The sequence below is a fragment of the Corynebacterium sp. HMSC28B08 genome, assembly GCF_001806865.1.
GTDB lineage: Bacteria > Actinomycetota > Actinomycetes > Mycobacteriales > Mycobacteriaceae > Corynebacterium > Corynebacterium auriscanis.
Window position 1 is genome coordinate 14,411 of the sequence record NZ_KV786143.1, and the last position, 23,157, is coordinate 37,567.

The 23,157-nt window shown below is 57.2% G+C and carries 22 protein-coding genes and 1 pseudogene; 12 read left to right on the top strand and 11 right to left on the bottom strand.

Annotation, left to right across the window (positions count from 1 at the left end; genetic code table 11):
- The first annotated feature begins 6 nt into the window (after positions 1–6).
- The 3 genes from HMPREF3098_RS00920 to HMPREF3098_RS12025 all read left to right on the top strand — a co-directional run bounded on the left by HMPREF3098_RS00920 (position 7) and on the right by HMPREF3098_RS12025 (position 3,903).
- Positions 7–1,437: an amidase family protein gene (locus HMPREF3098_RS00920; protein ID WP_168155966.1), complete on the top strand. Its 1,431-nt coding sequence runs from the start codon at positions 7–9 to the stop codon at positions 1,435–1,437.
- A gap of 202 nt (positions 1,438–1,639) precedes the next feature.
- Positions 1,640–2,314 (top strand): CPBP family intramembrane glutamic endopeptidase, encoded by a 675-nt coding sequence (locus HMPREF3098_RS00925; protein ID WP_235700840.1) that lies wholly within the window; start codon positions 1,640–1,642, stop codon positions 2,312–2,314.
- A gap of 752 nt (positions 2,315–3,066) precedes the next feature.
- Positions 3,067–3,903 (top strand): LCP family protein, encoded by an 837-nt coding sequence (locus HMPREF3098_RS12025; protein WP_265915243.1) that lies wholly within the window; start codon positions 3,067–3,069, stop codon positions 3,901–3,903.
- 44 nt (positions 3,904–3,947) lie between these two features.
- Here the strand turns inward: HMPREF3098_RS12025 and HMPREF3098_RS00935 are convergent, their stop codons facing one another.
- Both HMPREF3098_RS00935 and HMPREF3098_RS00940 read right to left on the bottom strand, forming a co-directional pair.
- Entirely contained in the window at positions 3,948–4,862 is a 915-nt protein-coding gene (locus HMPREF3098_RS00935; RefSeq protein ID WP_035115953.1) for a DUF5926 family protein, read from the bottom strand.
- Positions 4,863–5,025: 163 nt separating this feature from the next.
- On the bottom strand, positions 5,026–5,790 hold the full coding sequence (locus HMPREF3098_RS00940) for a glycerophosphodiester phosphodiesterase (protein WP_070433647.1): 765 nt from the start codon (positions 5,788–5,790) through the stop codon (positions 5,026–5,028).
- Positions 5,791–5,947: 157 nt separating this feature from the next.
- Between HMPREF3098_RS00940 and HMPREF3098_RS00945 the strand changes: the two genes are divergently transcribed.
- Entirely contained in the window at positions 5,948–6,844 is an 897-nt protein-coding gene (locus HMPREF3098_RS00945; protein WP_070433654.1) for a patatin-like phospholipase family protein, read from the top strand.
- A 62-nt stretch (positions 6,845–6,906) separates the two neighbouring features.
- Here the strand turns inward: HMPREF3098_RS00945 and HMPREF3098_RS00950 are convergent, their stop codons facing one another.
- A complete protein-coding gene (locus HMPREF3098_RS00950; RefSeq protein WP_035115959.1) occupies positions 6,907–7,875 on the bottom strand; it encodes an L-lactate dehydrogenase in 969 nt (322 codons plus the stop codon).
- A gap of 242 nt (positions 7,876–8,117) precedes the next feature.
- Here HMPREF3098_RS00950 and HMPREF3098_RS00955 point away from each other — a divergent pair, with 242 nt between their 5' ends.
- Positions 8,118–8,720 (top strand): superoxide dismutase, encoded by a 603-nt coding sequence (locus tag HMPREF3098_RS00955; RefSeq protein WP_035115962.1) that lies wholly within the window; start codon positions 8,118–8,120, stop codon positions 8,718–8,720.
- Positions 8,721–8,758: 38 nt separating this feature from the next.
- Here the strand turns inward: HMPREF3098_RS00955 and HMPREF3098_RS00960 are convergent.
- Positions 8,759–9,316: pseudogene (locus HMPREF3098_RS00960) on the bottom strand (response regulator); the annotation flags it as partial.
- A 135-nt stretch (positions 9,317–9,451) separates the two neighbouring features.
- On the opposite strand from HMPREF3098_RS00960, the gene HMPREF3098_RS00965 reads away from it, so the two are divergent.
- Entirely contained in the window at positions 9,452–9,709 is a 258-nt protein-coding gene (locus HMPREF3098_RS00965; protein WP_035115965.1) for a hypothetical protein, read from the top strand.
- 1,195 nt (positions 9,710–10,904) lie between these two features.
- On the opposite strand, the gene msrA is transcribed toward HMPREF3098_RS00965, so the two are convergent.
- Together msrA and HMPREF3098_RS00975 are read right to left on the bottom strand one after the other, a co-directional pair.
- Positions 10,905–11,639 (bottom strand): peptide-methionine (S)-S-oxide reductase MsrA, encoded by a 735-nt coding sequence (gene msrA / locus HMPREF3098_RS00970; RefSeq protein WP_070433648.1) that lies wholly within the window; start codon positions 11,637–11,639, stop codon positions 10,905–10,907.
- A 17-nt stretch (positions 11,640–11,656) separates the two neighbouring features.
- Positions 11,657–13,135, bottom strand: coding sequence for a ribonuclease H-like domain-containing protein (locus HMPREF3098_RS00975; RefSeq protein WP_353959085.1), 1,479 nt, complete (start codon positions 13,133–13,135; stop codon positions 11,657–11,659).
- Positions 13,136–13,528: 393 nt separating this feature from the next.
- Between HMPREF3098_RS00975 and HMPREF3098_RS00980 the strand changes: the two genes are divergently transcribed.
- The 4 genes from HMPREF3098_RS00980 (at position 13,529) to HMPREF3098_RS00995 (ending at position 17,341) form a co-directional block, all read left to right on the top strand.
- A complete protein-coding gene (locus HMPREF3098_RS00980) occupies positions 13,529–14,155 on the top strand; it encodes a DUF6474 family protein (protein ID WP_035115972.1) in 627 nt (208 codons plus the stop codon).
- 100 nt (positions 14,156–14,255) lie between these two features.
- Positions 14,256–16,067 (top strand): alkaline phosphatase D family protein, encoded by a 1,812-nt coding sequence (locus tag HMPREF3098_RS00985; RefSeq protein ID WP_083283879.1) that lies wholly within the window; start codon positions 14,256–14,258, stop codon positions 16,065–16,067.
- A 299-nt stretch (positions 16,068–16,366) separates the two neighbouring features.
- Positions 16,367–16,702 (top strand): histone-like nucleoid-structuring protein Lsr2, encoded by a 336-nt coding sequence (locus HMPREF3098_RS00990; RefSeq protein ID WP_035115974.1) that lies wholly within the window; start codon positions 16,367–16,369, stop codon positions 16,700–16,702.
- Between the two features lie 69 nt (positions 16,703–16,771).
- Positions 16,772–17,341, top strand: coding sequence for a DUF2020 domain-containing protein (locus tag HMPREF3098_RS00995; RefSeq protein ID WP_246815798.1), 570 nt, complete (start codon positions 16,772–16,774; stop codon positions 17,339–17,341).
- On the opposite strand, the gene HMPREF3098_RS01000 is transcribed toward HMPREF3098_RS00995, so the two are convergent.
- Positions 17,338–17,520, bottom strand: coding sequence for a hypothetical protein (locus tag HMPREF3098_RS01000; RefSeq protein ID WP_035115977.1), 183 nt, complete (start codon positions 17,518–17,520; stop codon positions 17,338–17,340). The two genes, HMPREF3098_RS00995 and HMPREF3098_RS01000, sit on opposite strands and share 4 nt — an antisense overlap.
- Before the next feature lie 4 nt (positions 17,521–17,524).
- Complete coding sequence (locus tag HMPREF3098_RS01005) at positions 17,525–18,358, bottom strand: class E sortase (protein WP_035115979.1); 834 nt, start codon at positions 18,356–18,358, stop codon at positions 17,525–17,527.
- Positions 18,359–18,383: 25 nt separating this feature from the next.
- Between HMPREF3098_RS01005 and yidC the strand changes: the two genes are divergently transcribed.
- Positions 18,384–19,328: a membrane protein insertase YidC gene (gene yidC, locus HMPREF3098_RS01010; protein WP_083283880.1), complete on the top strand. Its 945-nt coding sequence runs from the start codon at positions 18,384–18,386 to the stop codon at positions 19,326–19,328.
- Positions 19,329–19,413: 85 nt separating this feature from the next.
- Here the strand turns inward: yidC and HMPREF3098_RS01015 are convergent, their stop codons facing one another.
- The 3 genes from HMPREF3098_RS01015 to HMPREF3098_RS11430 all read right to left on the bottom strand — a co-directional run bounded on the left by HMPREF3098_RS01015 (position 19,414) and on the right by HMPREF3098_RS11430 (position 21,527).
- Positions 19,414–20,064: a TetR/AcrR family transcriptional regulator gene (locus HMPREF3098_RS01015; protein WP_035115984.1), complete on the bottom strand. Its 651-nt coding sequence runs from the start codon at positions 20,062–20,064 to the stop codon at positions 19,414–19,416.
- A gap of 138 nt (positions 20,065–20,202) precedes the next feature.
- Complete coding sequence (locus tag HMPREF3098_RS01020; RefSeq protein ID WP_035115986.1) at positions 20,203–21,102, bottom strand: universal stress protein; 900 nt, start codon at positions 21,100–21,102, stop codon at positions 20,203–20,205.
- 278 nt (positions 21,103–21,380) lie between these two features.
- A complete protein-coding gene (locus tag HMPREF3098_RS11430; RefSeq protein WP_168155965.1) occupies positions 21,381–21,527 on the bottom strand; it encodes a hypothetical protein in 147 nt (48 codons plus the stop codon).
- Between the two features lie 93 nt (positions 21,528–21,620).
- Here HMPREF3098_RS11430 and HMPREF3098_RS10830 point away from each other — a divergent pair, with 93 nt between their 5' ends.
- On the top strand, positions 21,621–22,916 hold the full coding sequence (locus tag HMPREF3098_RS10830) for a pseudouridine synthase (RefSeq protein ID WP_083283883.1): 1,296 nt from the start codon (positions 21,621–21,623) through the stop codon (positions 22,914–22,916).
- Positions 22,917–23,157 lie beyond the last annotated feature (241 nt).

The following is a 23,157-nucleotide window of genomic DNA, read 5'->3' on the forward strand; positions in this document are numbered from 1 at the left end:
ATCACTATGACTCCATCCGCTTTCGACCGTCCAGATTTCGCGACCCGCCTCCAGACGGAGATTCGCCGGACTGGGCTCACCGCGGAACAGTTGGGTGTGGCCCGTATTTATGACCGCCCGCGCACCTTGGCCACGGAACCCAATTACCCACACCCGGACGGCGCGGAAGAGGGCCCCGACTGGCTGAATTGGCTGCCCACGGGCCACCTCGTGGGCGATTTATCCGGCCAGGAAGTGCTACTGAAGGACCTGCAAAAGCTCGCCGGGGAAGTCACTACCATGGGTTCGGTTCACCATCAGCTCACCGCCGACCATTCGGATACTGCAGCCCTGCGCCTCTTGCGTGCCGGCGCCACCCTCGTGGGTGCTTCCGCTAGCGCGGAATACGGGACAACCGCATATACGGAACCGGTGGGTTTTCCCCACCCCGTCAACCCACTGGGCGCGCAGTTTATGCCCGGCGGGTCTTCGGGCGGTGCCGCTGTCGCTGTTGCCCGCCGGCTGGTCGACATTGCCCACGCCACCGATGGTGGAGGTTCCATTCGTATCCCCGCTGCGTGTTGTGGTTTGGCGGCGCTAAAGCCAGCGCACGACCGCTATCGGGGCGGTTTCACCCCCACCGCTCACGGATTCATTGCCAAAGATATTCCCACCACCGCCCGCGCCTATGGCCTACACGCCGCGGTGCCGAATTCGCTCCGCGTGGGTTACACGAACATGGGTTTTCACTCCCCCGTTCCCGTGGATCCCCGCATCGCCGCTGCGACTGCCGCCAGCGCCAGTTTGCTGGTGACCACGGATGCCGTCACGTCGGTCACAGCTGCCCCCGCGCCGTACCCGCCATCCACATTCGACCTGTTTTCTACGGTCATCGCGGCCCGCTGTGCGGATCTTCCCGGAACGTTGTCACCACTGACGGCGTGGCTGCGAAGCACGGGACGGCAGGTTCCCGCGTGGCGTCGGCGTCGAATAGAAGAAGCAATCTGCAGCCTCGACCCCTCCGACGGGCCGTGGCACGACTTCGACGTCATTGCCACTCCCACCATCGCACATGCTCCGCCACCCCCAGGAACATTCAGCTCACTGAGCCCACAGGATAACTTCGCAGCTCAGACCGCGTGGACTCCGTGGGGTACCCTGTGGAATCTTATGGGTTGGGCGGCCGTCACCGTGCCACTGGTCGACCCCAGCCGGGTGCCGGGCCGTTGGCCCATTTCTCTGATGCTGGGGGCGGTTGGCGATCGCGTGTCGGAAAGCGAGCTACTCGGGTTGGCTACTTTGGTTACCGACGCCACGCGCGTCCTCGACCCCACCCAACTCAGTGTGGGCGAGCCCAGCGACTTTGGTCAACTTGGTTTCCGTGCGGTGGTTCAGTCGGAAGGGCATGCAGCGCCCGGCGGCGGGCATGGCTGTGGATGCGGTGGCGCGCATGGGTGAGGGAAAGGGGCCCGGCATGGAGCTCAATAGGACAACGCCAGGTGAGACCCCGCCGAGTGAGACAGCGCTAGGCGAGACAGCGCCAAGCGAGACCCCGCCAAGTGAAACAGCACCAGGCGAGACAGCACCAAGCGAGACCCCGCCAAGTGAAACAGCGCCAGGCGGTATAGCGAGCCGGCCCCTCAGGTGGGAAATCCTACTAGTGCTGACAATCACGTTCGGCACGGCCGGTGTGCGCGCGGCACTACGACTCCTGGAAGCAACGCTTGATCCCACCCCGCTCAACGAACAAACCACCACAATTAATCGCACAGCCTCTGGGGTGGAGTGGTTGGACCCCGTTTTCCAAATCATCAGCAGTGGCGCCCTCTTTGCGTGGGGCGGGCTGGCGTTGTTTTTGCTACTGCGCCATCTGCCCGCCCCCATGGACTGGCGAATGCGGGCGAAGGACTGGCTGCACGGCGCGGGTTTAGCCGCAATTATTGGCCTGCCTGGGTTGGCTTTCTATTTCAGCGCGGTGCACTTGGGGCTTTCCCGGAACGTCGCCCCCAGCGGACTAGCGGATAACCCAGCCCAGCTGCCGTTGCTGGTACTAAATTCATGGGCCAACGGTTTCGCCGAGGAACTCGTCGTGGTTGCCTGGCTAGCCACTCGCCTGCGCCAACTGCGGTGGGGTTGGCCCGCGGTGTTCGCAGCTAGTTCCTTGTTACGTGGCAGCTATCACCTCTACCAGGGATATTCCGCAGGAGTAGGCAACATTGTCATGGGCATCATTTACCTCTGGTACTTCAAGAAAACAGGGAGGATTTGGCCACTGGTTATCGGACACGGGTTAATCGACACAGTCGCGTTCGTCGGTTATGCCGTGTGGTTATAGGGGTTTTGCACCGGTCTTGCCCCACAGCCTCCTTGTGTACCGAACTCGTGTCTCTCACCGCTTTCCACGCCCAGACTCCCGCAAGCAGGCGTACGATTCCCGCGCCCTAACACTTGCAATCTTGCTTAGGGATTACTGGGAGGTAAGTGTGTGAAAAAGAACTACATAGATGGCTCGCTACCATATACCCCATGACACCTCGCGATGATTCCGCCAAAGATGGCTTCGCCCGCGACCGAAACGGTGAGTTGATCTTAGACCGTTTCGGGCGCCCCGTTCGGCGTCGTAGTACTGTGCCACCCCCAGAGGGAAACCGGGCAGACAGCGCACGACCCGAAAGTGGCCACTCGGATGACACTTTCGCGCATAACCGGCGTACACCGCACCACGATAATCTCCCTCAACCAGAACCGCCTCGGTATCGCCGGCAACAAGTTCCACCCTCCCCGCAGGCGTCGCGCAGTTTCGAGAGCGTGCCACCTGCACAGGGGCCGCGCAGTTTCGAGAGCGTGCCACCTGCCCAGGGGCCGCGCGGTTTCGAGAGTGTGCCACCGCGCCCTTCCGGATCACCTAGCTTTGGTTCCTCGTCGCGTCGGAACCGCCCCACGGACTCTGGATCTTTGTTGTCCCGACGCCGCCGCGATCCCCAAGCCACACGTCGCCCACGCCGCCGGCCACGCTTCGGGCTGTTTAAAGCAGTGGCCTCATTATTGCTAGTTTTTGTTCTCCTCATGGTGGGCAGTCTGTTTTGGGTGGATTCAAAACTCAATCGTACGGAGGCTCTGCAAAACTACAGTGGCCGTGTGGGGAATACCAAGGGCACTAACTGGCTATTGGTCGGCTCGGACTCTCGCGCCGGTTTGGACAAAAAGGATGCAGACCGATTGATGGCCGGTGAACTCAATGACGCAGTGGGACGCACGGATACCATCATGATTGTCCATGTCCCCAGCCTTGGTGGTAAGCCCACCATGCTCTCGCTACCTCGCGATAGTTGGGTTGATATCCCTGGCCAGGGTCAGAATAAGTTGAACCAAGCCTTCAGCCTTGGTGGCCCCGCTCTGCTGCAGCAGACCGTGGAAAAAGCTACTGGTTTGCGAATTGATCGCTATGCCGAAATCGGCTTTGGCGGTTTTGCGAATGTCGTGGATTCCGTTGGCGGTTTGGAAATGTGTTTAAAAGAACCGCTTAATGATCCCATGGCCGGCATAAACCTCAAGGCCGGTTGCCAGGAAATGGATGGCCCCACCGCCTTGGGATATGTACGCTCCCGCTATACCTCCGCACGTGGTGACTTGGACCGTGTGGACCGTCAGAAAGAATTCCTATCGGCGTTGAGTAAAAAGGTGGCTTCCCCCGGGACCATCCTCAACCCATTCCGTGGTCTGCCCACTGCGAAGTCCCTCGCCTCCAGCCTGACCGTTAATAAAAAGGACCACGCTTGGAACTTGGCCCTGTTGGGCCTAGCCATGCGTGGTGGCGCTACACAAGAAACGGTTCCCATCGGCAGCTACATGGATACTTACGCGGGCAATGTAGCTGTGTGGGATGACCAAGCTGCACAGGCCATATTCAACAAGTTGAAATAGTCCGCCGTAGGCCGGCGCAGACCCTCAGGCGTAGTCGCGCACGGTCAGCGGATCGTTACCTCACGGGAAATGATGGTCTGCTTTGCCTTCTGCTCATCAGCGGTCAGCGCCTCGGAGTTCCCCAGTGCTGCATCCAGCTTCCTATCCAAAGCTTCTAGGCCAGCAGTCCACGCGCCGTACTCCCTGGTGTTGTCCAAATCCCACACAGGGACCAGCACACCGTGAGTACGGAACACCCCGGCGAACTTGGAACCTTCACCCAAGTGCAGTTCACCGGCTGCGTGCAGGCGAGCCAAGGCGTTCAGCAATTCAATTTCATCCTCTTGACGCACCCAGCGGATGTGGGCCTTCTCGCCCGGATCGATCCACCAGGCGGCACCCTTAATATCTGCATCAACGCGGTGGGACGGCAGGACCGAATCGTTGGCACGCTGCAAGGTAGCCATCACCTGAGGGTTACCCTGCTGCGCCTCGGTCAGCCACCAATTGAAGTCCTGGCTCACGGTGATGTCTTCCTGAGTGCTCTTATCCAGGAACTCCGTCAGCTCTGGCTCGGACCCATCGGCGATGCCGACTTCGAGGGATTGGCCAGGCTCGGCGGACTTCACCCAGTTGAGCACAAACGCCAGATCGCGGTGTGGGTTGTTGCCGCGGTGCTGCGTTTGCAGCGCGACATAGGCATCCCCGCCGTCCTCGGCGCTGCGCAACAGGGCTGCAACGGCGCCTGGCAGCACAGAGACGATGGAAACCTTGCGGTCGATCCCCTTCACTTCTGGCGTGAAGTGCGCGGAGGGGACGAACTCCTGCAGTGCGATGAGGTCCGCTTCCATAGCGAATCCGTCGTACGGACGAGGGTCCTTCTGCAACTTGGCGCGTTCCGCAGCGCGGGCAGCGAGCTTGGCCTGACGGCGGCTCATGCCCTCTGGAAGTTGCTCGTTGTTCTTTTTCTTCTTAGCCACGGCGCTTATCTTACCTTTAGGTATTGCCGAGCTCATCATTGCAAGACGAAAACCCTAACTCGCGCCCTGCACCCACAAGCGCCAGTCTGTTTAGGCATTGCCGAGCTCATCATTGCAAGACGAAAACCCTAACTCGCCCCCTGCACCGCGATCGTCCATCTGTCTAGGCATTGCCGAGCTCATCATCACGCCACATACGCGCCCGCCCCGGGTAGTTCGTCGCCAGCCACGTCACACCCCGGCGCGTGGCCCACCGCACGTCGTCTTCTTTATCAGCAGTCCACATATATGTGCCGTCGCCGAATCGCCCAATGATGTCGGGGCGGATCTTTCCACGCGCCACGCTCAAACCATGGGCATCTACCACGTGCAGTGCTTCCAAACCCGGATTCAGCATCCGTTGGTATTCCCGCCGGAGCAAAATGCGATGTATCCGCGGATTGATCATTTTGAACCGCACCAGCGATTGCGGGCTAAAGGAAATCAAATGCACGGCATCGCCTGTGGCCAACCCAGCGCGCACCAGCTCCTGTTGTAAGGCGTACTCCACCTTTGGTCCATAGCGATTGGGGTGTTTGGTTTCGATGAAAAGCTCCGGTGCGCCGTCGCGCCCGTCCGCCCGCGCCTGTTGGAAAACCTCCAGCAGTTCGCGCAACGTAAGAATGGGAACGGGTTCTTCGGGCGTGCCGAAATTCAATTCTTGCAATTCCGCCAACGTCAGTTCGCTGATAACCGTTGTGGACGGGAGATTGGAATCCACACAAGTGCGCTCGATGGTGCGGTCGTGAAAACACACCAGCTGCCCATCGCGAGTCAGGCGAATATCGCATTCCATTCCGTCGGCTTGCCGCTCCACAGCTAATTCGTATGCGGCCAGGGTGTGCTCTGGGCGTTCCCCGGAGGCTCCGCGGTGGGCGACAATCTTCATAGGTTTAAGTTTTAGTACGCCTCCCCGCTTTCTGCAGGGCATGTACAGCCCCCAAAGTGGGATTGCCCCGTTCCCCCACTTGAGTGGCGAAGATGCCCGCCCCGCGGGGCGTCGGAAGAAAGGGCACTGTAGCCTTAAATGCGTGCGCAACCTTGGCATGCAAAAACCGCTCTCGCCCCCACCTAATGTGACCGATACGGCACTGGTATTCGAAGGGGGCGCTATGCGTGCCGTTTTTTCGGCCGCCATGGTGCAAGCACTGTTGGAAGCGGACGTAAATTTCGGTTGGGTATGCGGTAATTCCGCCGCTACCTCGCACGTGGCCTATTACATTGCACGCGATCCGGAGCGCATGCGCGCCACCTTCACCACATTCCCTTCCGATCCTAATTTCGGTGGGTTCCGCACATGGATGCGCGGCGATGGATTTTTCAACGCTCAATATATTTATGGCGCGGCGGGCATTCCGGGCCATCCGATGGAATTGGATTGGAATTACTTCCAGCGCTCACCAGTGCAATACCGGATTTCGGGTTTCAACGCGCGAACTGGGGAGACGAAGCACTGGGGTCGTGAAGATATCCATACTCCCCAGGAGTTTTTCATCCGCGCACAGGCTTCCAGCACTCTCCCGTTTTTCATGCCCCCTGTAGATATTGATGGCGACCCGTGGTTTGATGGCGCGTTCGGCCCCACGGGCGGCATTCCCATTGATTCGGCTATCCAAGATGGGTTCGAAAAGTTCTTGGTGATTCAAACCCGCACCCGCTCGTACCGCAAGAGCGCAGGTCACGTGGACTGGGGTGTGCAACGGATGTTTAAGAAATATCCGGCTTTGGTCGATTCGATCATTACCCGGCACGATCGTTACAACCAGGTTCGGGAGCAGATTTTTGAAATGGAACGACAGGGGCGCGCGTATGTTTTCGCCCCGCGTTCGCTGCGCATTACGAATGGTGATCGCAATATCCGCCGTTTGCTCAGCGCTTACGAATCCGGGCTGGCCCAAGCACGCGAAGAAATGCCTGCCATCAAAAAGTTCCTCGGTCTATAGCCCTCCATTGCCGCCCCCGATTGCTCTAGGTGGACACTTTTCTCACTCTTTGCTTCTAGTTTTTAGTCCGACGCCACTTCCAGCAGCCCCGCTTTACCCATGACGTCGCGCAAAACACTGACTGAGTGGTCAAACTTGTTGAATTCTTCGTCGTCCAAATCCAATTCCACGACGTGCCGGATGCCGGTGCGATTGATAACCGCGGGCGTGCCGATGTACACGTCTTCGCGCCCATATTCACCGTCCAGCAGGGCGGATACCGGCAACACAACGTCCTGGTTCTGCAATACTGCGCGGGTAATTCGGGCTAGGCCCATGCCAATTCCAAAACTGGTTGACCCCTTGGCCTTAATGATGTCGTAAGCGGCGGTGCGCGTGCGCTCGAAGATCTCATCAGCCTGGGAGGGGCCATTTTCGCTAACCTGAGCCAGACGTTTGGGCAGGCCCACTCCCGCCACCGAACCGGCGGAGAGTACTGGCAGTTCTGTATCGCCGTGTTCACCAATGACGTAGGCATGCACGCTGGTATCCGCTACTTGAAAGTATTCGCCAAGTGCATGACGATAGCGCGCGGTATCCAGAATTGTTCCGCTGCCGATGATGCGGGCGGACGGCAGGCCACTGAACTTCCACGTTGCGTAGCTGAGAATGTCTACGGGATTGGTGGCCACGATGAAGATTCCGTTGAACCCGTGGTCCATAACGGCACCAACGATGTTGTTGAAGATTTCAGTGTTTCGGGTTACGAGGTCCAGTCGGGTTTCACCTGGTTTTTGCGCAACTCCCGCGCAGTTCACGACGATGGCCGCATCACGACAATCCTCGTAGGTTCCCATGGTGACGCGGGTGTTGTGACCTGACCAGGGCACGGCATGGTTGAGGTCTTGGACATGGCCCCACGTTTTGCGTTCGTCAATATCGATGATGGCGAGATGATCCGTGAGACCCTGGTTCACGATGGTGTAGGCGTACGCAACCCCCACGTCACCGGCGCCAATGAGGACAATCTTGGTTCCGCTTGTCAGCTCCATACGGCCTAAGCTACCCCGCAGCCAGATATCGCGCTGTCTGAACGTTACGTCCCCCTCGCACACACTGTTCAACTTATTGAACTTTCAAGTTCTATATGGCTGCTTGAAACGGCGCGCGCGCGAGGCCACACTTGAACACGTAACCGAAAAACCGCAGTTGAGCCCGCTGGAACGCTTGAGCGGGGTAAAGCGCGGGGCGTCGGTAACAAGACAAGAAAAGCAACGGAAGGAAAACAAGAACAATGGCTAAGTACGAGCTGCCACAACTGGACTACCCATACGACGCACTGGAGCCACACATCTCCGGTGAGATCATGGAAATCCACCACACCAAGCACCACCAGAATTACGTCAACGGAGCTAACAGCGCGCTGGAGAAGTTGGAAGAGGCTCGCCAGAACGGCACCATCGGCGCAGCAGTTACCGCCCTGTCCAAGGACCTGGCTTTCAACCTGGGTGGACACACCAACCACTCCCTGTTCTGGAAGAACTTGTCCCCTAACGGTGGCGGCGAGCCAACCGGCGAGTTGGCTGAAGCTATCAACCGCGACTTCGGTTCCTTCGAGGCATTCAAGGATCACTTCAGCGCTGCCGCCCTGGGCCTGCAGGGCTCCGGGTGGGCCGTACTGGGTTACGACCATGTCGCAGGTCGCCTGGTTGTCGAGCAGATGACCGACCAGCAGGGCAACCTGTCCATCAACCTCACCCCACTGCTGCTTCTGGATATGTGGGAGCACGCTTTCTACCTCCAGTACAAGAACGTGAAGGCTGACTACGTCAAGGCAGTCTGGAACGTCTTCAACTGGGACGAGGTTGCACAGCGCTACGAAGCAGCTTCCAAGTAAGCAACCCGCGCTCCCGGTTGGCGCAACAGGGGTGTGAATTAGCCACTGTGGCTGCTGCCAGCTGGGCGCTCGATTGAGCACTTCAACACGGACAACCCCGGCATCTCCTTGATATGAGGTGCCGGGGTATTCGCATACCTAGGGGAACGCGCAGTTGCGCTTGATACAACATGTCCGCCGAGCGTGCTTCGTGGTAACGACAAACGGTGTGCAGAACACGGCTTGGCGATCTCCGCATTTGAACATCCAGCACATAGCAACTCCAGGACGTTCTTCTGTGAAGAGCCCAGAGTCATGGCCTTGTTCGTTGCGGAATTGAAGAGGATGATGGACAGCTTCATCAAGCGTGTCACACACTGAGGAGATAAAGCCGTGCCGCCATTGCATGCATCATCGGCGGCATCGATGATCGAACGTGGTTTATCGCTTTTGATGACGTAGCCGGCACCGCCGTGGGCCAAGACCTGGAGCATTGTGTCATCCGTGTCAAAGGCAGTCATCGCGATGAAGATCGGTGGCTGCTCTAGCTCTTTGAGCTTGTCCAGGAATTCGACACCGTTCATCCGTGGCATGTGAATATCAGATACCACCACATCGCAACCATGTTCAGCCTTCGTCTACAATTAGGCAGAAAGGATGGTTTCCTTCCCGAAATATCCTCTTGGATAGAGGTATGACGCACGAGGATAAGCACGGCCAGCCACAAAGACTGAAGACAAAAAGAAGTGCTAATGATGCGAGCAAGCCCTTGGTTCAACGATAACAACGTTGATAATGATGCTGGCGCCGACTGGAAGCCGACCGAAAGCCCCAAGAATACGATCACCCTAGGACAAATGCGCTCAGATAGGGAGGGCGTGCCTGCCGGCTTCACCAAGGAAGAAGCCGACCGAGCTGAAGTGCAGGAAGCCCAAGAGCAAACTACTGCGCGCCGTGCTGGAGTACAGACCTTTGCAGCGGCCACACCGACGAACTGTCGCACCTATTGACCTTCCCCTTTTAAAGCCTGTGGTGAGATCCGTAAAAAGTACGATGCAATGAGAGGCCCGAACAGTTTTCTGACGTGGCCGAAATCCGCTTGTGCGAAAACCTATCGAGAAGGAACTGATAATCGGAGAATGCGTAATGGTCGAAGTGATGCTTATTACCAAGCAGTAAAGAACGTCTCACATTCCTTCTAGACCAGGAGCTGATTTTTCGTGCGAAAACTATTGATAGCCCCTTCCCTGAGTTGCTGATCCTCTTACTCGCACTCTTGGGAACCACTCGTCCAGCAATAATGCTCTTTTACTATCCCCAGTATGGAAGTGAGGAAGGGTTCTTCCAGAATTGGAATCAATCATTGATCATCGCCTGTGTATGTGCTGCATTACTCTCTCTGGTCGTTGCCGTAGTAGTTTTTCGCAGAATTGCGACAGGCATTGGACTGCTGATAGTTGGCTCAACAGTAGCCTTTATCTCTAGCGCGTCAGATGGCCCTAACATAGGAGCTGGCTTTGCTTTTTTCTTGGGTCGGTGCTGATCATCGCAGGCGCATCTCTAACCCTACGTTATGTAGCCCACTTGATACTTTCACGCTCAAACAATTCTGCGCTCCGGCATTGACAAACTCTTTAGCGCCATTACTGAGGATTTACCTAAATAGCTCAGTAACACCACGTGCGGGGAACTATCAATTCTTAAGCCGTACGAAGACAGGCCCCCGCAAGCGACGGTCGGCGAGAGATTTCACGACATCACTTTGCCGTTGTTTGTACTCGATAGTAATTCGAGGACATATAGGAGAACATTAGCTAGTAAAAAGCAGGGATCTACATACTCTGAACCTCGCAGTGTCCTAGCTTTCCTGCAATTCTCGCAATTCATAAAAGACGAGAAGGGTGAGCTCGTACATAGATCAACCTGGTTATTGTAGACTCCCTGCATACATCAATAGGAAGTTGGTTTTAGAATGCCCAAGGACGCGATGGACTTGTGGGAACGCTTTGGAGAGCCAACCTGGGATTTTCTCGTAGACGTACAGATACCCCTTCCAGAGTATTTCCCATACGACATTGACGATGCGAACTGTCTAGCCTCCTTGAGGTCTTACTACAGTTACGGGATTGAAGTGCGTGGCGATTTGGAGAGTCCTGATCCTAATGGCTACTTTCGCCGCCTCCCCCGCCCCGCGCAGATCATGCTCTACCCCAACACCCCGGTTGGGCAGCTCACACCGTTTGGCCCGTGGTTGCAGTACCCGCCAGGATTCTTATGCAGGTACTGCTGGTGCTCATCTTCCGCCAAGTAGTAGTGCCCATCCCCGATATCGGCCAGCAATCTCACCTCCGTCGTGATGTCCCCAAAGCCCTTCTCAGCAAAGCGCTCGCGCCAGCTTTCGATCGCAGCCTCAATCGTCTTTAGCTGCTCCGGCGAGTTCGCGTACACCGCCGACCGATACTGCGTGCCAATATCGTTACCTTGCTTATCGCCCTGGGTGGGGTCGTGATTCTCAAACGCAATAGCTACAACTTCCTCCGCAGAAATCACCTTCGCATCGAACACCACGCGGGTCACCTCTGCATGCCCTGTCCGGCCGGTACAAACCTCGCGATACGTCGGGTTCTGTGTGTCCCCGCCGGCGTATCCCACCGAAGTACCCACTATCCCCTCCACGCCCCAAAACATCTTCTCGCCACCCCAGAAGCACCCCACGCCGATCACAACGTCGCGCAGGTCAGCCCGCTTTCCCTGTTGCTCCAGCCACTGGTTCCATGCCGCATCACCCGCCCCCTGCAGCGGCGTTCCCAACACCGCATTGGGCTGAGGCTCAGGCAAGACGGGGTGGCGCCCGCCCTTAAGCGCAGTTTCCGCTGTTACCCGTTCCGCCCGAAACGGCCCCTTCGCATTGAGTGCTGCAATCTTTTCAAACAGATTCATCGATTTTTCTCTCTAGCTCACGGTTGGCTGTTGTTTACTTTTTCGCCCGACGCCACGTCGTCCACACCCGGCGCGCCCCGCCGCAACCAAGCTCTCACCGAGGCGGTCGCTACGCAGTCGTCGGCGTTATAGCGCTCCAGAGTACGCCTAGCTACAGCTGCCTCGCTGCCGGTGCGCCCAACGGCTTTTTCAAACAGATCCACGGCCGCGCGGCCGTTCACACCCTCTTGGCTAAATTCGAAACCCGCCAGTGGCGCAATCGTTTTCAGCCCAAGCGAATCGCTGGAGGCGAGAGCCTTCCGGACAACGGGGAAGATGTCGCACCAGGCGTCGGAATTAATAAAAGCCTCGACGTCCTGAATCGACGGCATAGCAATAACCCGTGACCCAGCGGTGCCCTCCACGCGGTATTCACGGCCGCCGAACTGACGGGCGTAATAGCGCAGCCAGTGGTTTTCGCCCTGTGCGGCATACACCCACACGCGCAGAGTTTTCCCGTCTCTTTCAGCAGCAGCGCGCGATTGCTGCAGCCACTCCCAGAACTCCGCCACGTGTTGTCCCTCATCGCCATCGGCGGAGAAGTCACTGAACGCGACGTACCGCGAACCGTCGAAGGTGCCCCACAGGAACGTGCCACGGTTGGGGTGAGCCTCCATGTCCACGTCCACCTCCACGAGCTTCGCCAGCTCCCGGGCCATAGGGGCTTGCTTACCCTCCAGCACGAATTCCTGATTGCCCCACAACAATGGATCGCTCACCCAGCGGGAGTATTCACGCCGCAAGATGGTTTTACCCTGCAGCCACGCCCGGGCCAGCTGACTGGTCTCGCCCACGTTGGCGGCCATAAGCTGTGGCAGCGTATCAATCCCCCGCTCCCGCCACTTCCGGTTTTTATCTCCGGGGAGCAGCAGGGAGATATCGGCGGTCTCCAGCAACTGCAGCCGGCAGTGGTTGTGGAACTCGCACACCTTGCATTCCTTCACCCGACTGGGCCGGGTGGGGATTGATTCGGATAGTGCGGCCATTAAACCGGGCATAACGATTTCTGCGCTGTAGAAGAAGCAGCGCACCCGCGGCGACGCACCCGCGCGACCAATGAACCCAACCTCTGCAGCCGCCCTGCCCCATTCTTTCAAAATGGTGTGCGCCATGGCAGCGCGTTGCCCTTCGCCGGCTACTGTGCGGTGCCTCCATGCAACGGGGATGGGTTTGGATAAGCCCAACGCGGCCAGGTCCACGATGGCACAGTCAGCCTGGGCGCTGCTTTTAGCTGGGCGGGCGACCGCATGGCTGGAAATCACGACCGGGGCGTAGACAGTGCGGTCGTCGAACCCCGCGGTGTGGTCCATCCGCACGAGGAAGTCCACATAAACCCTAAATTCCGAGTTCTCCAAGACAGCCCCCGTGATAACGCGTGCGCCGGTCGCTATGGCTTCCAGCGTTAACTCCACGGCGTTGTCGTCGTCGAAGGGCACATCCACACGGGACCACGCCACCTTGTCACCAAGGCGCGACTTGTGCGGTAGTAACTCCATTACCGCTCGACGCCGGGACGCCGCGCCCGCCCGCGCCGACAACCGCTCTAATCCCGCCCCGGTTAGGTCTTTGACGGGTTCCCACGACCCAAGTTTGCGCCTTAACACCGCGCGATGCCTGCAACCGGTTAGATCGGCGGGCGTGAGTGGCGGCAGGTGGCCGACATTCACGTCGCTTTCACTGTAGGCGGGGTGCGATCTCACAATGCACCTTAGTTTAGCGCCGACCTGCGCGCGCAAGCTGAGCAGTATGCGCGGTAGGTTTGAAGTATTGTGGTTGCGGGGCGTCAAGGTGGTAAAACACCAAGAAGCACACCCGAGACTGACAAGTTAGCGAAAGACGTTCGGAGAAACATGGGATTGCTCAGCAAGATGCGCAAGCGCCGCCAAGAGAAGAAGGCTGCTTACAAGGCCGCTAAGCTGCGCGCGAAGGCCGAAGCCAAGGCTGATGCGAAGCTGGAAAAGCGCAAGGATAAGTACCTGCGCAAAACCGCCAAGCAGGTTCGTAAATACGACGCCAAGGAACTGAAAGCGCGCCGTAAGCACGAGGAATACATGGCCAAGAACGCCCTGCAGCAGATCAAGGCCGGTCGTTTCAATAAGAACAACGTTGCGCGCTACGCCACTGCTTTGCGCACGGCAGCTCCTGCGGCTTTACCACTGCTTTACCGGGCTATGGTGCAGATTCAGGAGAACTCCGAAGGGTCGCGGGCATCCCGTTCTGGTGTGACTCGCCGCAGCATGGCAGCCTTCAGCGGTGAAGGCGCGCCCCAGCGCGCTCGAATCAAGGCGGTCCGCGATGCAGTGAAGCGCGGTGTACCCAATGGTTTCGCCAAAGACATTGACGAGCGCCTAGACACCCTTGAGGATGCCGTACGAAACGCCGAGGCGATGCCTCCTAGTCAGCAGCGCCGCTTGCTGGGCAGCGTGTCCACCGAACTGGACCTGATTGAGTCGCAGATCGCGGAGAAGTCCGTCTAACTTCTATAGCGAGGGTCTACCACCCCCCGTTCACCCCCGAATGCATTATTGCTGACGCGTTCACCCAGCGGGATTAGGGAAGCCGTGGTGTGATTTCACCATGACGAATTCTGATCACTCCTCCGCTCCCTCTTCCGTCACCCCTGAGGTGAGCGAAGTTTCCTCTTCCGTCACCCCTGAGGTGGCCGAAGTTTCCTCCTCCTCAACTGCTGCAACTGCGATTACGCGCCGACGCGCTCTCCAGGCGGGCGCCACACTTACTGCTGCGGGCGCTGTAGCCGTTTCCGCCCAAACGGGCGCAGCTGCTGCCACTCCAGCACGTCACGCAGTATTTCAGCATGGTGTAGCTTCCGGCGACCCACTGCCCAACGGTGTTTTGTTGTGGACCCGCGTCACCAGCCGCCCCAATGACTACGCAGGTCGCGGTCGCGGAGTAAAGACCAAGTTGAAGTGGGAAGTCTCACCCAACCGCGATTTCAAAACGATCGTTACTTCCGGAACCGTCTTCGCAACTCCCGCCACCGACATGACGGTCAAGCCCGATGTCACGGGCTTGCAACCAGCGACCAGCTACTACTACCGCTTTATCGTGGTGGATGGCCCCTACCGTGGCCAGATTTCCCCCATCGGCCGTACGCGTACCGCCCCTGCCGCAGGCGCTAATGTTTCCGAACTGCGCTTCGCTCTGTTTAGTTGCGCGAACTGGGAGGCAGGTTACTTCAACGCCTACCGTGACATGGCAAAACGCACGGATCTAGACTTTGCCCTGCATGTCGGCGACTACATCTACGAATACAAGCGCGGCGAATACAACGGTAAACGGGGCGCGGTTCGTGGCCACCTTCCCGTGAACGAAATCGTTACATTGCAGGATTACCGCGAGCGTTACGCCCAGTACCGAACTGACTCTTCTCTGCAGGCAGCCCACGCCGCATGCCCCTGGATCGTGACATGGGATGACCACGAGGTTGCCAATGATACGTGGGCTGGCGGTGCCGAAAACCACACCCCTGGCCGGGAGGGCAGCTTCACCAAGCGCCGTGACGCAGCAATCCAAGCCTATTTAGAGTGGCTCCCCATTCGGGCTACCCCGTTCTCCCACGGCGGCCATATTTACCGAAACCTCAGCTTCGGCAACTTGGTAGAGCTCAACATGCTGGATCTGCGCACCTACCGCAACAAGCAGATGAGCTTCCTGAAGGCTAAGGGAATCGATCAGAAAAACCGAACCATGTTGGGCTCCGAGCAGTTCAAGTGGTTGGCGGGCAAACTGACCACGTCTCAGGCAAAGTGGAATCTGATCGGCAACTCCGTCATGATCTCCCCCGTCCTCATCCCACCACTAGATCCGAAAACAACTGCCGCTGTCACCCAGCTGCTTGGCCTGCCAGAGCAGGGCATGCCGTACAACTTCGACCAGTGGGATGGTTACGCCGCAGAGCGCCGTCGACTCATTAAACTGCTCACCGAGCGCAAAATTAACAACACCGTGTGGCTCACCGGTGACATTCACTCGTCGTGGGCAAACGATATTCCAGTTGAGCCAGGCGCTTATCCACACAAGGGGGTGGCGGGCGTGGAGATTGTCTGCACCTCAGTGACCAGCTCCAATATCGACGATATTTTGAAGCTTCCAGAGGACAATGCCCTTTCCCACACCGCGGAGGAAGCGTTCAAGGGAATGAACCGGCACATTAAATTCCTCGATTACGATTCCCACGGTTATACCGTGGTTCAGGTAACTCCTGAATTCGTGCACGCGGACTGGATGTTCATGCATAATGACGGAATCTTCCGTCGAAATGCACCTTTGTTCCGCGCCAAGTCCGCGCGAACCTACCGCGGTAAGGGTATCCGGTTGCACGGTAATCGTATTAATCCTGGCACCCACACAGGCCGTTCCGGAGTATAGATCCCCCCCATTACGGGCGAGTTAGCATCACCGCTACCTCGCCCGTTTCCCATCGGTCCAACCCCCTCACCACTAAGGGTTTCTTGTATTTTTCTTATATTTTTTCAATACTTCGCCAATAGATAGCCCACCTAAAGAAATGGCCTTCCCATGCTGCTGAACTGCTATAAGTTTTTCCCCTAAAAGTACCGGTGATTATTGGACCTCATGTTCAGACTTGCTTTTACCCAAACCTTGATTATCCTTGTTAAGAAAGCAATAAGGCCATAATCTCACCCAACGTTTTGGAGGCACCACTCATGGCACGTCGTGAAGTAACCCAGTTCTTCGATGATTTCGATAACACTCCCCTGTCCGAAGATGAAGTTAAGGTCGTTGACTTCACCGTTAATGGAGTGGACTACACCTTAGATCTCTCTCCAGAAAACTCCCAGAAATTCGACGATGCCGTGCAACCATTTGTCCAGGTTGCACGCCGCAAGCCACGCTCCGGCAAGCGTGTCAACCGGACCACTAATCCGGGCCAAAACAAGCGCATTCGCGAATGGGCAAAGAAAAATAACATTTCTGTTTCTTCCCGCGGTCGCATTTCTGCCGATGTCATTGAGCGCTTCGAGAAGGATCAAGGCAAGTAGTTGCTGAGCTCTATCACCAATAGTATCCGCACTGCGCTTCGCCCAATGCGAGGCGCCTGTGCGCTAAGCATGGCGTCGGCTCTATTGGTTTCCTGCTCTATCTTCCCCGATAAACCTTCCGTGCCCACGCCGGAACCGGGCAAACAGCAAGCTGCGGAACGCACTGTGGCCCCCGTCAAGGGCACGGAGCTACCGGTGAACACCAAGCCGGAGCCCGGCGATAAGGACACGTCCGCGGGAGGAGCATGTCCGTACCTCGATGGCGAGTGGTTACAAAACACCACGGGCCAGCGTCTCACGGGCGTCACCGTGGATGCACGCTTCGATCCCGTTGCATGCACGTTCTGGTCCTACGAGAATGAACCACAAGCGCAGGTTTTGGTGCGGAAGATGCGTACTAACACGGATGCAGTTAAGGTCGTTGATACCGCTGCGCCGGTGAACACCACTCTCAAAGCGCTGCAGCCCGAAGGTTGGTCCGGTGGGCGCAAGGGTGGCGATAAAGACGGGGGCAAGAATTCTGGCGCGATTTACGCGGTATGGAAGGACGAGACTGCGGTCGTAGTCTGGACAGCTCAGGCGCAATCCATCAAGGCGCAAAAGATCGCAGAAAAGACTATCCGGAATTTGAAGCTCTAGAGCACCGCCACCCAATCCGCCATCGACTGCACTCCCACCTCAGTCCACGGCATCATGGGGCCGATTTTGGGGAATATCACTTCCATCAATAGGAAAAAGATTCCCACCAGTGCGATAAGCACAATGATTAACCTCATCCACCACGGCCCAGGAAGGGCCCTCCACAATGCTGCGTACATGAAACTAAACCTCCTTCGTTAGCTCGGCGGGAACATAACCGGGTTTCTTGTCATCACTGCGGACCTTTACGGCGTGCACAATCATGCGCTCCGTGTTCGAATACTGCGGATGGCACGTGGTCATCGTCAACAGTGAGGCATCACCGGGTTTGGCCGCCACGCGGGATACATGCGGAACTGGATTGATAACCTCCACGTCGTTCGGAGTAGTGATGTATCGTCCGTTAACTTGGGAATATTCTCCCTGGCTCATACGTGTGGCCAACTGCGCATCCATACACTCGGAAAGCTTCGCCTGGCGCTGCCCTGACGCCACATCAATAGGCAACACGCGGTAAATATCCCACGCTCCTGCGGTTTCTACAACGACGGCATCGCAAGTGTTCAGTAGCCCTAAGTCGTTAAACGGCGACCCGCGCCCCACCCGGTGCCCCGCCATAGCGAAATTCCCGGGCTCACCCGGCAATTGAGAATCTAGGTAGTGGCCGGGCCCTTTATCCAAGTCTTCGTCTTTCACACCTTTCACGATGGAGAAATTGAAATCCGAACCAAACGTGGGAATGTAGAGTCGCGCAAATGCTGCGCCCTCCGGCGGTTCAGTTAAAGGCCGGGGATTCTTGTCCCGCCACTGATCTTCCAGTCGTTGAGCGACGATATTTTGTTCGCGACCGGATTGCACATTGGTCCAGACCACTTCCCAGAAGCCGAAAAGCAGGCAGATCACTCCAAAAGTAACCAGCAACTCACCGAGGACGCTGATCGGGTCCAAACGCTTTTTAGGTGGCACGGCCCGTGGTAACGAACTATGACTGTCAGTGGTGGTGCTCATGTTTGTCATAGTACTAGCTCATATTTAAAGGGTAATGTTTCCTGTCATGGAGTATGTGGAGAAACTTGTCGCGTGGGTCCTCAAGCTATGGCACAGTCTTTTCTCTGGTCCGCTGGGGATGGATGCTTCCACTGCCTGGGTCATTAGCCTCATCATGTTGGTAGTGACGATCCGCGGATTCCTTTTTCCCCTAGCTTACCGCCAGTATGCGTCCGGCCGACACCTCGCCAACATGCGCCCCAGCCTCCGCCGTCTGAACGAGGAGTTTAAGGGTAGGAAAAGCCCCGAGGAGCGGAAAGAAAGACTGGCCCGCGAGCGCGAGCTACGCAAAAATAGCGATTACAAAGTCGTCGATGGCTGCCTTCCTGCGCTCATCCAGATTCCGCTCATTCTGGGTCTTTATCAACTACTCTTGCGCATTGCCCGCCCTGCCGAGGGCGTGGACGCCACCCACCATAGCTTCGGCCCCTTAACGCCCGAAGATATTTCTCTTTTTCTCGACGCCCACGCGTTCAACATTCCCATTTCCAGTTATCCCGCGATGAAACCGGAAATGCTCGCCGATTTGGGGACCACCCACGATGCTGTATTAAAACTGGCACTGCCTTTGGCGCTCTGCGCCGCAGTATTTACTACGGCTAACTGGGCCTACACACTCAAGCGAAATCTTCAGGTTGTGGATCATGCCTCTACAGCTGCACGAGGGTTCGTGAAACTGATGTGGCCCCTGGGCCCAGTACTCTTCTTCTTCCCTATCGTGTTCGGGCTTTTTGGTCCCGCACCAATTGCGATTCTCATTTACTGGGTGTGCAACAACCTATGGACCACGTTGCAGACGTACGTTATCCAGCGCACCCTCGATAAGCGCGTGCCTTATACCTCGGAATTCCGGGAGCATCACGCAGAACAAAAACACCTGTACTTAACGCGCAAGCGTGAAAAGAAGGCCGGTAAACGAGGCTCCCGCAAGGGCGAGTAAATACTGGCTCGGGAGATTTAGTCGAAGAACACTCGCTCGGGAGATTTAACAGGGCGGCCTGTTGAAGCGGGCCCGCACAGATCTTTTAAATCGAGTACATCATTGGGGCACGCAGCAGAATCTGCTTCGCCATGTCACGCGCGGTTTCCAATGGCACGACGGTACGAGACATCTTCGCGCCAGCTAGGCCACCGTCGAGGAAGACCATCAGTTGATCTGCCAAAGTGAGAGATGCATATCCGAAACGCTCCGTCAGCAGCTCTGCCATCGTGTCACGACACCACCGGCGATGCTCCATCGCCGCCGATCGGATGCGCTCTTCACTTTCCGTTTCAGGGCGAGGATATTCACCCGCCGCATTCTGGAAGTGTGAACCGCGATAGTTATTGTCCGGCTCGTTCTTGATACACAGATCAAAGAATGCAATGATCCGTTCTTCAGGCTTTTCCCGCTGTTCTGCCAACGCAGTCCAGTCCTCACGCCATTTCTCGTCGAGCGCCTCCAAGTAGGCCACCACGAGGTTATCTTTGGAACCGAACAACGAATACAAACTGGCCTTGGCCACATCCGCATCCCGCAAAATGCGATCGATGCCGATCACACGGATCCCCTCAGTCGTAAACAGGTGGGTGGCGCTAGCCAACAACCGTTGCCGCGGACCTGGGCGGTTCCTGCGGCGAGAGGTCGTCTTCTTCGCCGGCTTGGCAGCTTTGGCCGCGTCACCTGCCGTGGACATTGAAGCTTCTCCTTGAAATTTTTACGTGGGGACCATTGGGGCGTCGGTAAGAAAAAAGAAACCAACAACCACCGGCGGGCATAAGGAAACCCGCTAAGGCCTACTACTTTACTGCAAAGACTTTAGCGGGTTGAAGTTTTAGCGGCGCGGACGGACCACCATCATTGGGCACGGTGCATATTGCAGCAGTGCGCGGGAAGTCGAGCCCAGCAGCATACCCTTGAAACCACCGCGGCCGTGCGAACCTGTGATGAGCAGCTGAGCGTCCGAAGCAGCATCGCGAAGGGCGTTGATAGGACGGTCGCGTTCCACAACTTCCTCAACCCGGACATGTGGATACTGCTTAACGAGGTCGGCAAGCTCATTTTGCAGCATGTCCTGACGCTCCTTGAGAGTGCGCTCCATTTCGTTTTGCGCATCCACGAGGCCCACATAGGTGGTGTGAACCTGGGTGTCGTTCCAACCGTGGATTGCGCGCAGCACGGTCTCGCGGGCATCCGCCTCACGGAAGGCGACCTGCAGGGCCTGGCGGGACACATCGGAACCGTCGACGCCCACAACCACCGGTCCGTACTTGTTCTCTTCCGTGACGTCGTTATCCTTCCGAACCACGACAACCGGGCATTCCGCGTGGGAAACCACAGCTGCAGAGACCGACCCCATCACCAGACCAGAGAGGCCGCCAAGGCCACGACTACCCATCACGATCATCTCTGCAGTTTCCGAAAACTCCAAGAGCATGTCGATTGGGGAGGACTCGCGGACCTCGTGAGAGATCTCGATGTCGGAAGAAAAATCGGTCACGATCTTGCGCGCGTTCGCGATCTTCTCGTTAGCCTCATTTTCCAACTCGTCGTAAAGCTCCTGTGGAGGCACCATCCCATCGGCATACATGAACTGGGGCATGGTGTAAGCGCTAACCAGCTTCAGTGGCTGCTTACGCTTCAAAGCCGCGTTGGCGGCCCACTTCACCGCTACTGAGCTGGCTTCGGATCCATCAACCGCGACGATAATAACCTTGTGCGAATCTGTGGGCATTGTGACGCAACCTTTCTTCGACCGTGCAATGTTGTCTCTAAACCCATTATGCGCTTTTGCGCGCTAAAGGGGCCAGAGGGTTGCGAAAACCCCCACAGAAGGGTTGGCATGAGGTGAAATAACTCACGCGAACTTCAGTGGGGGCTTTGATACTAAGGGACGCTGAGGGGCGCAGCCCGCAAAGAATGGGCGCGCAGGGGCGCCTACACGCTAAGAGCAGTGAGAAAAATCCTCACCTCACCGCAGCTGCATCGTCATAGGCTCTAGAGGCCGGGGGCTTACTTGCCAGGAATCTTAGGAGTTGGCAGTGGTACATCATGAGCTGCCGGCGCGTTCGCTGGGAAGAAGAATTGGAAGATCGCGCTGAGAACACGGCCGAAAGCCGCGCCAAAGTCGGTTGAGAAGAACTGAGCGATAGTATTCATGATTGCGTTGAGATCCATAAGAGGAGAGCATACCTGGTGACCAGTCCTTTGCCAATCAAAAATGGCCTAAACCCTACCCGGGTTCAAGTACCTATGAGCGAAGGCGCGCCGATCAAAGCAATAGACTTTGTTTCCCGGTTGGTTTTTACCCAGCGGCACAGGCACCCCGAGGATAACGAAGACGCAGTACGCCAGCGCTTTTCAGACGGCCTAGTGCGCTTCGACGACGGCCAAGAAGTGGCGCCTGACGATCTAGTTCGTCCAGGTATTTCCATTAACTTTTACCGTCGCCCAGCACCAGAACGAGAAGTCCCCGGCGCTCTGGAATTGATCTATGAAGATAACGACCTCTTGGTAATAAACAAGCCCTCGTTCCTCGCAACCCTGCCTCGAGGCCAGCACATCACGCAAACGGCGTTAACCAAGGCCCGTGTACAGTTCGGAATCTCGGAGCTCTCCCCATGCCACCGGTTGGATCGGCTCACGCGCGGAGTGCTGATGTTTACCAAGCGCCCGGAGATTCGTGGCGCATACCAAACGATGTTCGACAGGCGCGAGCCACAAAAAATATACGAGGCCATTACAGATCTACCGGTGGACCCGCCGCCGTGGTTGCGAAAGCTAATGCTTAACACCGAGAGCGGAGGCCTAAGCCAACACCTGTGCGGCCGCGAGGTCGGAGAGGTAAACCGAGGCGGAAGCGGTACTGAGGCCAAAAGCTTTGACGAGGGCGGTGACCCCGTCGTCAGTGGCGCCACAAACGAAAACAAGGCAATAACCGCACGCGCGACAACGTGGCAGTCAGAGTATGCAAGCCAACACAATGTACGCAGCGACAAAACTTCCTTGCGGGGTGAAACGGCAGCGGGAACTACGGGGAGGGTTGATACTGGGTTAGCATTACCCACCTTGGATGAAGTTGTGATCGATACGCCTTGGCGTGAACGTTCCCAACCAACCACCGAATCTCCCTGGGTTTTGGGCCATCACATGGTCAAAATCCGTGGGCGACTCAACACTTATTTGGATCTTGATGCAACAGCAGATAATGCCGTAACGGCCATCACCGGAGTTCGCATAGTCACCGACACGGTATCCACGTCGGCTCCAACCACCCGACTTGTGTGGCGCCTAGAGCCTCATTCGGGGCGCACTCACCAATTACGCGTGGTGATGCGCTCCCTGGGACTACCGATCGTCAATGACGCACTGTATGGGTTTATCTGTACCGATGCGTTGTTGGGCCGCGCCACGGACCTGCCCAGCCCGCCATTTGCGGAAGACGAGGATTTCAATCGGCCAATGGGTCTAACGGCTGCCCAGCTGACATTCACCGACCCACTCAGTGGCGAGCTGAGAACATTCAGAGTGCCAGACAAACAGGGATAAACAAAGAGGGTTCAACAAGGAGGGGATGCGGCTGCAACAGCGATGGCGCCGGTTGAGCGATGGTGCACAAGCCCACCCACAGAAACGAACAGTTCGTTCCCATCACAACAACCACACACCCCACCCCACCAGCACAGACGGGCAAAAGAGTGTGGTGGTGTGGCACCGACAACGATCTACACCACCCACCCCACCACACATGGGCATAAAAAAGTGTGTGATGATACGGGGCATGCCACCA